General features: G+C 62.6%; 1 protein-coding gene. It reads left to right on the forward strand.

Annotated elements, in window-relative coordinates; translation table 11 throughout:
- Window positions 1-95: 95 nt before the first annotated feature.
- Window positions 96-18,101: an Ig-like domain-containing protein gene (locus tag V1603_RS14290; protein ID WP_395312816.1), complete on the forward strand. Its 18,006-nt coding sequence runs from the start codon at window positions 96-98 to the stop codon at window positions 18,099-18,101.
- Window positions 18,102-18,210: the final 109 nt, after the last annotated feature.

An 18,210-nucleotide genomic window follows, 5' to 3' on the forward strand; every position in this document is an offset into this window, starting at 1 on the left:
TAAGTCTGAAAATAATGGGTGTTTTTTCCCAGGGATAGCTACATCCGTCTGGTGGACATATCCACAGGAATCCGTACACCTGCAAGGAGAAGAATATGAGTAACGTAAAGGTTGTTGATGTCATCATTCGTAAAACGGCGGAGAAAACGAAATTAACCGGCGAAGGAAATCTGTCGGTGTCAATTTCATCGCCGAGCGTGATTGAAATTCAGGGCTCTGCTCAGGACGTGGTGCGTTATGTCCGCCAGGGTAAAGACCTTCTCATTTATATGAAGGACGGCAGCGTTATTCGCTGCAATAACTATTTTGTCGAAGATCCTGACACCCAACATCAGTCAGAGCTGGTGTTCAACGACGGGCAGGAGCTGTCTCATATCTCTTTTGCCGATGCCGGTGAAGCGTCAGGCGTTGCCGTCACTGAATTATCCGCGCAGGCCACACCCATTAGCAGCATTGAACCCTTCCTGGAGCAGGGAAGCGTCCTGAGCGATGCGCCGTGGGGCTGGATTGCAGGGGCGGCATTAGGCGGTGGTGCTATTGGCGCCCTGCTGGCCCACGGCGGAGATGGCGAAACAAAAACCAAAGTTATTGATAATACGAAGGAAGTAGAAAGCGCCACGCCGACCTTTTTGCTGTCGGACAAGGTGGGCGACAAGCAGGGAGTACTGAGCGCAAACGCGATCACGGACGACAACGCGCCGACCTTTAGCGGTACCGGTCAGCCGGGCGCGACCATCCAGATTAAAGACGGCAGCGGTAGCACCATCGCCAGCGCGATGGTCAGTAAAGACGGTACCTGGACGGTAAAACTTCCGACCCAGGCCGACGGAGAGCACACCTGGTCGGTGGTGCAGATCGACGGCAGTAAAACCACCTCTGCGGGCAGCATCACCGTCACCGTCTCTACGGCCGAGGCCACGCTTACGCTGGCAACAACGGCGGGGGACAACGTGATTAACGCCAGCGAGCAGTCCGCAGGCTTTACGCTCTCCGGTAGCAGCCAGCATCTGGCTGAGGGAACCGACGTCTCCGTGACGCTGAACGGTAAAACCTACACCGCTCAGGTGGGGGCAGACGGCGCGTGGCGCGTTAACGTGCCTGCGGCAGACGCGCAGGCGCTCGGCGACGGCACCTGGACGGTCAACGTCAGCGGCAAAGACGCGGCGGGGAATACCGTGAGCGGAAGCCAGACGATTGGCGTGGATACCGCCGCGCCAACCCTCTCCGTCGATACGCTCGCGCAGGACAACATCATTAATGCCGCCGAGCACAACCAGCCGCTGACGCTGAGTGGTAAAACCAACGCGGAAGCCGGGCAGATAGTGACGGTGACGCTGAACGGCAAAAATTATAACGCCACGGTGGGCAGCGACGGCTCCTGGTCCGTCACGCTGGCGGCCAGCGAGGTGCAGGCCCTTAATGAGGGAAACCACACCCTGACGGTGAACGTCAGTGACAAAGCGGGCAACGGCTCGTCCGTGACCGCAGATTTCACGGTGGATACCACCGCGCCGGTCGTCACCATCAATACTGTCGCGGGTGACGACATTCTGAACACCGGCGAGCAGGGCCAGGCGCAGATTATTTCCGGGCAGGCGAGCGGCGCGGCGGCAGGGGATGTCGTCACCGTGACCGTTGGCGGCCAGACCTTCACCGGCGTAGTACAGGCAGACGGCAGCTGGAGCGTGGGTGTTCCTGCCTCCGTCATCGGCGCGCTGGGTGAGGGCAACCACACCATTGCCGTCTCCGTCACCGATGCGGCGGGGAATACCGGTAGCGCCACGCACGGCATTGCACTGAGCGGCAACCCGCCGGAATTCACGATTGACGCCATCAGCCAGGACAACGTGCTGAATGCCCGGGAGGCGATGCAGCCGCTGAGCCTGACCGGAACCAGCAACCTGCCGGACGGCAGCGCCGTCACCGTGACGCTGAACAACGTCAGCTATCACGCTACCGTCGAAAACGGTATCTGGGCGGTCCAGGTGCCGGTGTCCGACGTCCTGAATCTGGCGAACACCCTTTACACCGTCAGCGTCAGCGGCACCGACAGCGTGGGCAACAGCGGCTCTGCCGGGGCGACGCTGCTGGTGGATACCGTGCTTCCGCAGGTTATTATCAACACCTTTGCGGGCGACAACCTGGTCAATAACGCCGAAGCGGGCGTGGACCAAACCCTCAGCGGTCGCGTTACCGGCGCGGCGGCGGGCGATACGGTGTCTGTTACCGTGGGCGGCAAGAGCTACAGCGCCACGGTGGGCAGCGATCTGACCTGGAGCGTGAAAATCCCGTCAGCGGATCTTCAGGCGTTTGGCGACGGTGATTTAACCTTCATCGCATCGGTGACCAATTCGCACGGCAATACCGGCACCGGCGAGCGCGATATCAATATTAACGCGGAACTGCCGGGGCTGCGCGTAAACACCATTTCCGGCGATGACGTTATCAACGCCATCGAGCAGCAGCAGGACCTGACCGTCACCGGCGCCAGCACCCACCTGGCCGCGGGCACGACGATCGTCGTCACCATTAACAACGTCGAATATAACGCCGTGGTTACTGCCAGCGGCGGCTGGAGCATTGGTGTTCCTGCTGCGGACCTGCAGGCCTGGACGGCGGGAGAGGTGACGGTTAGCGTCAGCGCAAAAGATGCCTGGGGCAATACCGTTGCGGCTGAACACCCGATTGAACTCGATCTCAACGCCGTGGCGGTCACCATTGATACCGTCTCCGGCGATGACCTGCTGAATGCGGCTGAAAAAGGCAGTGATTTAACCCTTTCCGGCCAGACGCAGGGCGTGGAGGCGGGGCAAACCGTGGTGGTGAAATTTGCCGACCAGACCTTTACCGCACAGGTGCAGCAGGATGGCTCCTGGAGCCTGACCGTGCCCGCCAGCGCCATGGAAACGCTGATTGACGGGCGCGCGCAGGTGAGCGTCAGCGTCACTAACATCAGCGGCAACAGCGCGGACGCCGCGCGCGTGGTCACGGTGGATACGCAGCCTCCGGCGATTACGCTCGATAACCTGACCGACGACAACATTATCAACGCGGCGGAAGCGCAGCAGGATTTAGCGTTAAGCGGCAGCAGCACGGCGGAACCCGGCCAGACGGTCACCGTGACGCTGAACGGCAAAAACTATCAGACCACCGTCCAGGCGGACGGTACCTGGCAACTGAGCGTGCCCGCGGCCGACGTGGGCGCGCTGGCAGACGGCATTGTTACCGTGACGGCAACCGTCAGCGACGTGGCGGGCAACACCAGCAGCGCCGATCGCGTGGGTCTGGTGGACGCAACCGTACCGCAGGTAACCATTAACGAGTTTGTCACCGCCACCAACACTGTTAATCAGCTCGCCCATTCACAGGCGCAGATCCTGAGCGGCTCCGTCACCGGCGCGGCAGCGGGCGATCTTGTGACTGTCACCATTAACAGCGTGGATTACACCACCGTGGTGGACGCGGCGGGCAACTGGAGCCTCGGCCTGCCCGCGTCCGTCGTGCAGGGGCTGGCGGACGGCACCTGGACCATTAACGTCTCCGTGACCGACCAGTCCGGAAATACCGGCAGCAGCTCACTGGACGTGGTGGTGAATACCGTGACGCCAGCTATCGGCATTAACACGCTGGCGGCGGACGATGTGATCAATGCGACGGAGAAAGGCGAAGATCTGCAGATCTCCGGCTCCAGCAACCAGCCGGAAGGCACGACCATTACCGTGACCCTGAACGGTATCCACTATACGGCCACCGCTGACGCCAGCGGCAACTGGAGCGTGACCGTGCCTGCGGCCGCGGTCAGCGCGCTGGGCGAAGCCAGTTACACCGTGACGGCGAGCGTCACCGATAGCGTGGGCAACAGCGCCTCAACCTCACACGACGTGCTGGTGGACAGCTCGCTGCCGGTTGTAACGATCGATGCGCTGGCGGGCGACAATGTCGTTAACGCGGCGGAAGTGGCTGCAGGGCAAACCCTGACCGGCAAGGTGACGAATGCGGCGCCAGGTGACACTGTCACGATTGCTCTTGGCGGCCAGACATACACTGCGACCGTGCAGGACGATCTCTCCTGGAGCCTGCCGTTAACCCAGAGCCAGCTAACCGCGCTCGGCAACGGCGATTTGACCGTATCCGCCAGCGTTACCAACGCGCACGGCAATACCGGTTCGTCTTCGCTGGACTTCACCATCGACGCCCAGCTGCCGGGCCTGCGTATTGATACCGTGGCGGGCGATAACGTCATTAACGTCATCGAACACGCGCAGAACCTGATTGTGTCCGGCTCAAGCACCGATCTGGCAGTGGGCAGCACCGTCACGGTGACCATTAACGGCAACGCCTATTCCGCCACCGTGCTGGCGGACGGCACCTGGCAGGCGGCGGTACCGGCGGCCGATGTGTCCCAGTGGGCGGACGGTTCGCTCACCATCAGCGCCAGCGCAAAAGATGCCTCCGGCAACCCGGTGACCATCGGCACCGTCGTGGACGTCGATCTCGCGCCTGTCGCCATCACCATCAGCAGCGTGACCGACGATAACGTGCTCAACGCGGCGGAAAAAGGCCAGGACCTGGTGCTTTCCGGCTCCACGTCCAACGTTGAAGCGGGTCAGACCGTAACCATCACCTTCGCCGGTAAAACCTATACCACGACGGTGGATGCCAACGGCGACTGGACGTACACCGTTCCGGCAGCCGATCTGAGTGGACTGAAAGACGGCGACGCCAGCGTGCAGGTGAGCGTCACTAACGTCAACGGCAACGCGGCTTCGTCTGCGCAGGAATTCAGCGTCGATACCGCCGCGCCGACGGTCACGATTAACACCATCAGCGGCGATAACATGCTGAACGCGGCAGAGGCGGCGCAGGATCTGACCCTGAGCGGGACGTCTACTGCCGAGGTGGGCCAGACGGTCACCGTGAACTTCAACGGCAAGCAGTACAGCGCGCAGGTTCAGGCGGACGGCAGCTGGACGCTGGACGTGCCGGCAGCCGATCTGGCGGGCATTTCCGACGGCAGCGCCACGGTCACCGCTTCCGTTTCCGATAAAGCCGGCAACCCGGCCAGCGCGGATGCTTCCGTGCTGGTGGATACCACCGTACCGCAGATTTCATTCAACATCGTTGCGGGCGACGACATCGTGAATATTGCCGAGCACGGCCAGGCACTGATTGTCTCCGGCAAGGTCGCGGGCGCGCAGGCGGGTGACGTGATTACCGTCACCCTGAACGGTAAAGACTACACCGCCATGCTGGACGCTTCCGGAAGCTGGAGCGTGGGCGTTCCGGCGACGGACGTGGGCGCGCTGGCAAACGGCGACCATACGATTTCCGCGACCCTCACCGATAAAGCCGGTAACAGCACCACCGCGACGCACGAGTTTGACGTCTCCCTGACCACGCCGGTGGTTGCCATCAATACCCTGGCGGGTGACGACGTCATTAACGCCGTCGAGAAAGGTCAGGATCTGCAGGTGTCCGGTACCAGCAACCAGCCTGAGGGTACCACCATTACGGTGACCCTGAACGGCATCAATTACACCGCTACTACCGACGCCAGCGGCAGCTGGAGCGTCACCGTTCCGGCGGCAAACGTTGCTGCGCTGGGCGAAGCGAACTATGCCGTGACGGCAGCAGTGACCGACGCGGCGGGCAACAGCGCAAGCGTCAGCCATGACGTGCTGGTCGACAGCGCGCTGCCGCAGGTGTCCATCAACCCTGTTGCCACGGACGATGTCATTAACGCAGCGGAAGTGGCTACCGGGCAGACTCTGAGCGGCAAAGTGAGCGGTGCGGCGATCGGTGACACTGTCACTATTTCAATCGGCGGCAATACGTATACTGCCACCGTTCAGGACGATCTGAGCTGGTCGGTCAACGTGCCGTCCACTGTCTTAACCGCCATCGGTAACGGCGATCTGACGGTGTCAGCCAGCGTCACCAACGGCCACGGCAACACCGGCTCCGGCGAGCGCGACATCACTATTGATGCCAACCTGCCGGGCCTGCGCGTCGATACCGTGGCGGGCGACGATGTCATCAACAGCATTGAGCACGCTCAGAACCTGATTATCACCGGCTCCAGCGACGGCCTGGCAGCAGGCGCGGCGTTAACAGTCACCGTCAACGGCAAAACCTACGCCGCAACGGTGCTTGCGGACGGCACCTGGACGGCGGCCATTCCGGCGGCAGACGTCAGCGCGCTCGGTGCAGGCACGGTCACCGTGAAGGTCGAGGGGAATAGCGCGGCGGGCAACCCGGTCTCCATCAGCCATGACGTGACGGTGGATCTGGCGGCGGTCGCCATCAGCATTGACGCGATTGCCACCGACGACGTGATTAACGCGGCGGAGAAAGGCGCGGACCTGGTGCTGTCCGGCTCCACCACCAACGTAGAAGAAAACCAGACCGTCACCATCACCTTCGGCGGCAAGTCGTACACCGCGACCGTGGATGCCAGCGGCAACTGGACGGCGACCGTACCGTCTGCCGATTTGGGCAGCCTGAAGGACGGCGATGCCAGCGTGCAGGTGAGCGTCACCAACGTGAACGGCAACAGCGCGTCGGCAGGCCGCGAGTACAGCGTGGACGCCACCGCGCCGACGGTGTCTATCGAGATCGTCAGCGATAACAACATCATCAATGCGGCCGAGGCGCAGCAGGATCTGGTCGTTAACGGCGTAACTAACGCCGAAGCGGGCCAGACCGTTACCGTGACGCTGAACGGCGTGGACTACAGCACCACCGTGCAGGCAAACGGCAGCTGGAGCGTGACCGTGCCGTCCGCGGATCTGAGCGGCATTAGCGACGGTAGCTACACCATCAGCGCCGCCGTGTCTGATAAGGCGGGCAACCCGGCCTCTGCGGATCGCGACGTGCTGGTCGATACCACCGTCCCGCAGCTGACCATTAACACCGTTTCCGACGACGACGTGATCAACAGCGTCGAGCACGCGCAGGCCCTGATTGTCACCGGTTCCGTGACCGGCGCGGCTGCGGGCGACGTGGTCACCGTTACCCTCAATAACAAATCGTACACCGCCACCCTGGACGCCTCCGGCAACTGGAGCGTGGGCGTACCTGCAGCAGACGTTACCGCTCTCACCGCCGGGGATTACACCATCACCGCGGCGCTGACCGATAAGGCGGGCAACAGCAACAGCGCCACGCACGGCGTGGAGGTGAACCTGACCGCGCCGGTGCTGACCATTGACACCGTTTCCGGTGACGATGTGATCAACAATACCGAGAAAACCCAGGAACTGACGATCTCCGGTACGGCTTCCGGCCTGGCGACGGGCGCGGTGGTGACCGTGATGCTGAACGGCAAAGCGTACAGCGCGCAGGTAGACAGCAACGGAAAATGGACCACCACCGTTCCGGCTAGCGAGGTAGGTCAACTGGGCGAGGCGCTTTACACCGTCACCGCGTCGGCGACGGACAGCGTTGGCAACAGCACCAGCGCGTCGCACGCCGTGATCGTCGAGTCCGTTCTGCCGGGGATTATCATCAACACCGTCGCGGGTGATGACGTTATTAACGCGGCGGAGCTGGCAGCCGGGCAGACCATCAGCGGTAAGGTGGTGAACGCTGAGGCGGGCAACACCGTGACTGTGACGATTGGCGGCAACAGCTACACCGCAACGGTGCAGAGCGATCTCACCTGGTCCGTGAACGTGCCGTCCGACGTGCTGACCGCGCTGGGTAACGGCGATCTGACCGTGTCAGCCAGCGTTACCAACGGCGTGGGCAATAGCGGAACGGGCGAGCGCGAAATCGTTATAGACGCTAACCTGCCGGGCCTGCGCGTGGATACCGTGGCGGGTGACGACGTGATCAACAGCATCGAACGTACTCAAAACCTGATTATCACCGGCTCCAGCGACGGCCTTGCAGCGGGCGCGACGCTGACCGTGGCCGTAAACGGCAAAACCTATCCGGCGACCGTGCTGGGCGACGGCACCTGGAGCGCGGCTATTCCGGCGGCAGATGTCAGCGCGTTGAACGCAGGCACGGTCACCGTGATCGTCACGGGCCAGAGCAGCGCGGGTAACCCGGTTTCCATCAGCCACGATGTGACGGTGGATCTGGCAAGCGTCGCCATCAGCATTGACGCAATCGCCACCGATGATGTGATTAACGCGGCCGAGAAGGGCGCGGATCTGCTGCTCTCCGGCACCACAAGCAATGTGGAAGAAAACCAGACCGTCACTATCATCTTCGGCGGCAAGAGCTACACTGCGACCGTAGGCGCCAACGGCAAGTGGACCGCCACGGTGCCTTCAGCCGATCTGGCGGGCCTGAAAGACGGTGACGCCAGCGTGCAGGTGAGCGTCACCAACGTCAACGGCAACAGCGCCTCGGCGGGCCGCGAGTACAGTGTGGATGCGACCGCGCCGTCCGTGACCATTAACACCCTGGCGACGGACGACATTCTGAACGCAACGGAGGCGAAAGCCGATCTGACCGTATCCGGTACCAGCACCGCCGAAGCGGGCCAGACCGTGACCGTGACGCTGAACGGCAAAGACTACACCTCAACCGTCAGCGCAGACGGCAGCTGGACGCTGAACGTTCCGGCGGCGGACCTGGCAGGATTAACCGACGGCAGCGTGACCGTCACCGCATCGGTAAGCGATAAAGCGGGTAACCCGGCGTCCGTGGATCACAACCTGGCGGTAGATATCACCGCGCCTGCGGTGACCATCAACACCGTTGCGGGTGATGATGTCATTAACATTACAGAGCACGGCCAGGCGCAAATCATCAGCGGCACCGCCACAGGCGCGGCAGCGGGCGATAAGGTCACCGTCACGATTGGCGGCCAGACCTACACCACCGTGCTGGACGCGGCGGGTAACTGGAGCGTGGGCGTACCGGCGAACGTGATTTCCGGCCTCAGCGACGGCACCGTGACCATCACGGCGTCAGTCACCGACGCGGCGGGCAACACCGGCACCGGCACGCATAACGTGACCGTCGATACCGGTCTGCCATCGGTGGCCTTCAACGCCATCAGCGACGATAACGTTCTGAACGCGGCAGAAAAAGGTCAGGATCTGAACGTCAGCGGCACCAGCGCCAACCTTGCGGAAGGCAGCGTGGTGACCGTAACCCTCAACGGTAAAAACTACACGGCGACAACGGCGGCAGACGGCACCTGGAGCCTGACGGTTCCGGCCGCCGATCTGGCCGGCCTCGGCCAGGCTAACTACACCCTGAACGCGACCGCCACCAACGGCGTGGGCAACAGCGTGAGCAACACCGCGAACCTGCTGGTGGACACCGCGCTGCCGACCGTCACCATCAACACCGTGGCGGGCGATAACGTCATTAACGCGGCGGAAGTGGCAGCGGGCCAGACCCTGAGCGGCACCGTGGCGAATGCCGAAGCGGGTAACACCGTGACCGTCACCCTTGGCGGAAACACTTACACCGTAACGGTGCAGGACGATCTGACCTGGTCCGTGAACGTGCCGTCTGACGTGCTGGCCGCCCTGGGCAACGGCAGCCTGAGCGTGACGGCGACCATCACCAACGGCCACGGCAACACCGGTTCCGGCGAGCGCGACATTGCCATTGACGCTAACCTGCCGGGCCTGCGCGTCAATACCGTGGCGGGCGACAATGTGGTCAACAGCATTGAGCATGCGCAGAACCTGATTGTCACCGGTTCCAGCGACGGGCTGGCGGCGGGCACGGCGCTGACGGTGACCGTCAACGGTAAAGACTATGCGGCGACGGTGCTGGCGGACGGCACCTGGAGTGCGGCGATCCCGTCCACCGACGTGAACGCGTGGCCGGAAGGCACCGTCAAAATCAGCGTTACCGGCGACAGCTCGGCGGGCAACCCGATTACCATCAGCCACGACGTGACGGTGGATCTGGCGACCGTTGCCATCAGCATCAATTCCATCGCTACCGACGACGTGATTAACGCGGCGGAGAAGGGCGCGGATCTGGTGCTGTCCGGTGCGACCACCAACGTGGAAGCCGGGCAGACCGTGACTATCAGCCTGAACGGCAAAATCTATAGCGCGACAGTAGACGACAGCGGTAACTGGACCTGGACCGTGCCGTCTGCGGATCTGGTACACCTCAAGGATGGCGACGCCAGCGTGCAGGTGAGCGTCACTAACGTGAACGGCAACAGTGCCTCGGCGGGCCGCGAGTACAGCGTGGATGCCACCGCGCCGTCCGTGACCATCAATACCCTGGCATCCGACGATATTCTGAATGCCGCAGAAGCGCAGTCCGATCTGACCATTTCCGGCACCACCACCGCCGAAGCGGGCCAGACCGTGACCGTGACGCTGAACGGCAAAGACTACACCACAACCGCAGGCGCGGACGGCAGCTGGACGCTGAACGTTCCGGCGGCGGATCTGGCATCGCTCGGCGACGGCAGCGTCACCGTGACGGCGAGCGTCAGCGACAAGGCGGGCAACCCGGCGTCGGTTGATCACACTCTGACGGTGGACGTGACCGTGCCTGCGGTGACCATCAACACCGTGGCGGGAGACGACGTGATTAACATCGCTGAGCACGCTCAGGCGCAGATCGTCAGCGGCACCGCCACCGGCGCGGCGGCGGGCGATAAGGTCACCGTCACGATTGGCGGCCAGACGTACACCACCGTGCTGGACGCGGCGGGCAACTGGAGCGTCGGCGTACCGGCCAGCGTCATTTCCGGCCTCAGCGACGGCACCGTAACCGTTACTGCGTCAGTCACCGACGCGGCGGGCAACACCGGCACCGGCACGCATAACGTGACCGTCGATACCGGCCTGCCGTCCGTGGCGTTCAACGCCATCAGCGGCGACAACGTGCTGAACGCGGTGGAGAAAGGCCAGGACCTGAGCGTCAGCGGCACCAGCGCCAACCTGGCGGAAGGCACCGTGGTGACCGTGACCCTGAACGGTAAAAACTACGCGGCCACGACGGCAGCAGACGGCACCTGGAGCCTGACCGTTCCGGCAGCGGATCTCGCGGGGCTGGGCGAAGCGAACTACACCCTGAGCGTCGCCGCCACCAACGGCGTGGGCAACAGCGTGAGCAACACCGCGAACCTGCTGGTGGACACCGCGCTGCCAACCGTCACCATCAACACCGTGGCGGGCGATAACGTCATCAACGCGGCGGAAGTGGCGGCAGGCCAGACCATCAGCGGTAAGGTAGCGAACGCGGAAGCGGGCAACACGGTAACCGTGAATATCGGCGGCAACAGCTATACCGCAACGGTGCAGAGCGATCTGACCTGGTCCGTGAGCGTGCCGGAATCCGTCCTGACAGCGCTGGGCAACGGCGATTTGACCGTGTCGGCGACCGTCACCAACGGCCACGGCAACACCGGCGCGGGCGAGCGCGAAATCGTTATAGACGCCAGCCTGCCGGGTCTGCGCATTGATACCGTGGCGGGCGACGATGTGATCAACAGCATCGAGCACGGTCAGAACCTGATTGTCACCGGCTCCAGCGACGGGCTGGCGGCGGGCACCACGCTCACCGTGACCGTCAATGGCAAAACCTATGCGGCCTCCGTGCTGGCAGATGGCAGCTGGAGCGCGGCGATCCCGGCGGCAGACGTTGGTGCCCTTGCTGCGGGCACGGTCACCGTGACCGTTGCTGGCCAGAGCGCGGCGGGCAACCCGGTGACCATCAGCCACGATGTCACCGTCGATCTGTCTGTCGTTGCCGTCAGTATCGATGTGATTGCCACCGACGACGTGATTAACGCGGCGGAGAAAGGCGCGGATCTGGTGCTCTCGGGCAGCACCTCGAACGTGGAGGAAAACCAGACCGTTACCGTTACCTTCGGCGGCAAGACGTACACCACGAAAGTGGACGCCGACGGTAACTGGACGGCAACCGTACCGTCTGCGGATCTCGCGGGCCTGAAAGAGGGCGATGCCAGCGTGCAGGTGAACGTCACCAACGCGCACGGCAACAGCGCCTCGGCGGGCCGCGAGTACAGCGTGGATACGACCGCGCCTGCCGTGACCATTGATACGGTGGCCGGTGATAACGTGATTAACGCCAGCGAAGCGGCTGCGGGCGTGACCGTCTCCGGTACCACCACGGCGGAAGCCGGGCAGACGGTCACCGTGACGTTGGGCGGTAAGAGCTATACCGCGCAGGTGCAGCAGGGCGGCATCTGGAGCGTGAACGTGCCGGGTACAGACCTGTCCGCACTGGCGGATAACGGCTACACCGTGCAGGCCAGCGTGAGCGACGCCGCGGGTAACCCGGGCAGCGCGGGCAAGACGATAACGCTTGATACCACGCCGCCGACCGTCAGCTTTAACGCTGTCGCGGGCGATAACGTCATCAACAGCGTGGAGCACGGGCAGGCGCAGATTGTCAGCGGCACGGCAACCGGCGCGAGCGTCGGCGATAAGCTGGTCATCACCATCGGTTCGAACCAGTACACCACCACCGTTGACGCCAGCGGTAACTGGAGCGTGGGCGTGCCGGCCAGCGTGATTTCCGCGCTGACCGACGGCACCGTGACCCTCAGCGCGACGATTACCGACAGCGCGGGCAACAGCAGCACCCGCACCCACGATGTGGAAGTCAATACTGCATCGGTCGGGCTGACGGTTAACACCATCAGCGGCGATGACGTCATTAACGCGGCAGAAGCGGGCAACTCACTGGTGATTAACGGCTCCAGCGCGCAGTTCGCCAGCGGAACCCAGGTCACCGTGACCCTGAACGGCAAGAGCTATACGGCCACCATCCAGAGCGACGGCAGCTGGACGACCACCGTTCCGGCCGCAGACGTGGGCGCCCTGGCCGATGGCGCGAGCTATCAGGTGTCTGTGTCGGCGCAGGACAGCGCGGGCAACAGCGCGTCGGCGACGCACGGCATCAGCGTGGATACCACCGCGCCGGTCGTGAGCATTGCGACGCTGTCGGGTGACGACATGCTGAACGCGCTTGAAGCGCAGCAGCCGCTGACCGTGCACGGCTCCTCCAGCGCGGAGGCGGGCCAGAGCGTCACCGTTTCCCTGGGCGGTAAGACCTACACCGCCACCGTGGCAAACGACGGCACCTGGACGCTCGACGTGCCGGCGGCAGATCTGGCCGCCCTGAGCCAGGGCGCGCTGACGGTCACCGCATCGGTCAACGACAAAGCCGGCAACGGCGGCCAGACCACGCATACCTTAACGGTAGACACCGTCGCGCCAACCGTGACCATCAGCACTGTCGCGGATGACGATATCGTCAACAACGCGGAGCAGTTGGCGGGCCAGACGATCCGTGGTACCACCACGGCGGAACAGGGCCAGACGGTGACCGTCTCCTTCAACGGGCACAGCTATCAGGCGACCGTTGGTGCGGACGGATCGTGGTCGGTCTTCGTGCCGGGCCGCGATTTCCTCGGCCTGAGCGACGGGGATTACACCATCACCGCTTCAGTAAGCGACAGGGCGGGCAACCCGGGCAGCGCAACGCACGACGTGACGCTGAACGGCGATGTCCCAACCATCACCATTAACACCTTTGCGCAGGACGATATCGTCAACGCCGCCGAGCACGGAACGCCGCTGATTATCAGCGGCACCACCGACGCCCCGGCGGGCCAGACGGTGACCATCACCCTGAACGGTAAAACCTATACGGCGACCGTGCAGAATGACGGCTCCTGGAGCTACACGCTGGGCAGCGCAGACGTGGCCGCGCTGGCGGACGGCGGTTCGTACGTGATTAACGCGCAGGTCAGCAACGCCATCGGCAACAGCGCCAGCGATAACCACACCGTCACGGTGGATCTCACCGCGCCGTCGATGGGCATCAGCATTGATTCGCTGCAAAACGACACCGGCCTGAGCGCGAGTGATTTCATCACCAACGACGCTCAGGTGGTGGTCAACGGCTCGCTGACCTCGCAGCTCGGCAATAACGAAAAGGCGCAGATCAGCCTTGACGGCGGCACCACCTGGATTGACCTGACCGTGACCGGCACCAGCTGGCGCTACACCGATGGTCGCACCCTGACGGACGGTACGTACCAGTACCAGGTGCGCGTTATCGATAACGCGGGCAACGTCGGGGCGACGGACAGCCAGGACGTGGTGATTGACCTGACGAAGCCAGCGGCTACGACGATTACGGTCGATTCCATCACCCAGGATACCGGCCTGTCCGGCAGCGACTTTATCACCAGCGACAACCAGATCAGCCTGAAAGGGACGCTCGGCGCGGCGCTGGGCAGCGGCGACCACGCGCAGATCAGTCTGGACGGCGGCGTTACCTGGATCGACGTCAGCGTCAGCGGCCTGAGCTGGACGTACGTTGATGGCCGCACGCTGGCCGACGGGGATTACAACTACCAGCTGCGCGTGATTGACGACGCGGGCAATATCAGCGCCACCGCCAGCCAGGTGGTGACCATTGATACGGTTGCACCGGACGCCAGTAAAACTATCGCCATCGATAGCATCAGCGACGATACCGGTCTGAGCGGCAGCGACTTTATCACTAACGATACGTCCCTGACCCTGCACGGCTCGCTCGGCGCGACGCTGGCGGACGGTGAGTATGCCCAGATCAGCATCGACGGTGGCGTTACCTGGCAAAACGTGATTGTCACCGGCAACAGCTGGTACTACGTGGACGGTCGCACGCTGGGTAACCAGACCTATGACTACTACGTTCGCGTTGTGGATGCGGCGGGCAACGTGGGCGCCAGCGCCCATCAGCAGGTGACCGTCGATACGGTCGCGCCGGATGCAGCGATTACAGTGACCGTGGATAACATCACCGTGGATACCGGCTTCGACAATAACGACTTCCTGACCAGTTCGACCTCGTACACGCTGCACGGAACGCTCGGCGCAGAACTCGGCGCGGGTGAATTCGTGCAGGTGAGCGTGGATGGCGGCAGCACCTGGGTGTACGCCACCGTAAGCGGTACGCAGTGGAGCTACAGCGACACCCGTACCCTGACCGACGGTAGCCATAACTATCAGGTGCGGGTCGTTGACCAGGCAGGCAACGTTGGGGCAACCACCTCGCAGGCGGTGATGGTGGATACCCAGGCGCCGCAGTACGGCATCACCATCGACAGCATCAGCGAAGATACCGGACAGTCCGGCAGTGATTTCATCACCATGGACACCACGCTGACCATCAACGGTTCGCTGGGCAGCGCGCTGGCAAACGACGAGCGCGTACAGATCAGCCTGGACGGCGGGAATACCTGGTCAGACGCCACGGTCACCAACCAGCGCTGGAGCTACACCGATACCCGCGATCTGCCTGACGGGGACTACACCTACCAGGTGCGGATTATCGACCAGGCGGGCAACGTTGGCTCCACCGCGTCGCAGGTGGTGACGGTGGACACCACGCCGCCTACCACGGTCGGCAGCGTAGTGAGCTATACCGACGGCGAAGGCGAGCGTCAGGGCACCTTTGGCAGTGCGGTGGCAACGGACGATAACGCGCCGCTGATCAACGGGACGCTTAACCGCGCCCCGGATGACGGTGAAATTGTTCAGCTCTACCGTGACGGCGTTCTGCTCGGCCAGGTGACCATGAATGGCAGCGCAAGCTGGTCCTTCCAGGACAACGGCCTGAGCGATGGCAACCACGTCTACATTGTGCGCGTCACCGACAGGGCCGGTAACTACACGGAATCCGATGGCTTCGTGCTGAACGTGGATACCAGCATCCCGACCACCACAGCGGCGATTACCGCGCAGACTACGTCGGATACCACGCCGATCGTCAGCGGTACCGTCTCAGCTGACCTGGTGAACGGTGAATACCTGGTGGTAACGGTGAACGGAAAAACCTACACCTCCCAGACCGGCGGCGCGGTGGTGGTCGACCCGGATCATAACACCTGGTATCTGCAGATCCCGGACGGCGACGCCCTGAGCGTGGCGAGCTACAGCGTGACGGCGCAGGTGAAGAGCAGCGCGGGTAACGGCAATACCACCGGTACGGCGACGGGCAGCCTGGTGATTGATACCACCTCGGTGAATACCGACTGGGCGACCACGGCGGGGAACAGCAACAACTCGACCATGACCTTCGGCATCAACAGCAGCGGTCTGTGGAATATCATCGCTAACGGTCAGTCTTACTCCAGCAGCGATAGCTCGACCTATGCCGGCAATACGCTGACCAATACCCGTAACTACTACGTGGTGAGCCAGACCGCCGCCGACTTTGACCGTAACGGCACGCAGGATATCTTCGCGACGGAGAACACCTACGCTGGCTCGACGCAGGTGATGTGGACCTATGATGGCAGCACCTATAACGCCAGCCAGTTGGCAATGGGCACCACCATCTGGTACGGCGGCGTGATTGCTTACGACAAAACCGGTGATGGCTATCTGGATCTGGCGTACGGTGACTCAGGCGCGGACTCCATCACCTATCTGATCAACAACAACGGGGTACTCTCGCCTGACGGCACCTACGGCGGCGCGGGTTTCTGGGGACAGTTCACCACCATGCGTGAAATCTCCGGCGTCGATATTAACAATGACGGCACCGTGGATGTGGTTCAGCACACCAACCGCAGCGGCGCGAACTCGTTAACCGTGATCAACAACAACGGCAACGGCACGCTATCCATCGGCCAGAACCTGACCAACGTGTTTGTAGGGAACGCCTCGAATACCACCACGGCGGCGTCGATGACGTGGGCGGACTTCAACGGCGATGGCTACATGGATCTGTACCTGGGCAGCAGCTACAACAATAACGGCGGTGTTATTTACTACAACGACGGTACCGGGAAGCTCTCTGCCACCAAGAGCGCGGTGGAAGCCTCTAACGCCACGGCCGGGTATTTGTCGGTGGCGGTGGACTGGAACGGGGACGGGCAGATGGACATCATCAAGCTCAGCACCTACGGCGGTTCACAGACGGCGACGCTGTTCACTAACAACGGTTACGGTTCTACCTGGACCTCAAGCCAGCTGGCGTCCGGTATTGCCTACGCCACCGGTGTGGCGGCAGTGGACTACAACTGGGACGGCGCGAAGGATCTGCTGGTGTCGCAGCAGAACGGCAAGGTGGTGCTGGTGCAAAACAGCGCCAAAATTGCTGACGGTACCGCGATGCACCTGCACATTGTCGACAGCGAGGGCATCAACGCCTACTACGGCAACACGGTCAATCTGTACAACGCCGCGGGCGTGCTGGTGGCCTCGCAGATCATCAACGCCCAGTCCGGTATCGGTTCGAACGATACCTCTGCGCTGGTGAGCTTCTTCGGGCTGGATCCGAATGAAACCTATTCGGCGGAGATCCTGAAGATCACCAACGGCGTGTCGGATAACGTCACATGGAGCGGCCTGGAGGCGGGCAACGGCAAAGAGGGCTATGTCCTGACGGCCGAAGCCGCCACCGGGGGCCACAGCGGGACCATTACCGGAACCGGGTATAACGACACCTTTATCGCAGAAGATGGCACCTATACCTACAACGGCTCCGGCGGCTGGAATACCCATTCCGACTACGACACCTGGAGCAACACCGGTGGGATGGACGTGGTGGATTACCGCAATGCGACCTCCGGCGTGACCGTTGACCTGCGCCTTTCAACCGCGCAGGACACCGGGTTCGGTACGTCACGACTGCTCAACATTGAGGGGATCAACGGCTCGAACTTCGACGACGTCATTACCGGCAACAGCGGTGATAACCAGTTCGAAGGCCGCGGCGGGAACGACACCTTCAACATCGGCAGCGGCGGTCACGATACGTTGCTCTACAAGCTGATCAACGCCTCGGATGCGACGGGCGGTAACGGTCACGACGTGGTGAACGGCTTTACGGTCGGCACCTGGGAAGGGACCGCGGACACGGATCGCATCGACCTGCGCGATCTGCTCTCCGGCAGCGGCTATACCGGCACGGGCTCGGCGAGCTACGTGAACGGCGTGGCCACGCTGGACAGCAGCGCGGGCAATATCAGCGATTACATCCGCGTGGTGCAAAACGGCAGCAATACCGAGATCCAGGTTGACCTGGACGGTACCGGCGGTCAGTTCTCGCCAACCACCCTGGTGACCCTGAACGGCGTGCAGACGGATCTGGCAACGCTGCTGGCGAACCATCAGCTGTTAATTGCGTAAAACAACGCCGCGGGGAGCGATCCTCGCGGCCTTTTGCGTTTCTTTACATGAATAGCCATAACCCTATATTTCACAAGATTATTTTGCGGGCTCGTTTAAAGAGTGTTCG

The organism is Enterobacter sp. ECC-219 (genome assembly GCF_043966805.1).
GTDB lineage: Bacteria > Pseudomonadota > Gammaproteobacteria > Enterobacterales > Enterobacteriaceae > Enterobacter > Enterobacter cloacae_N.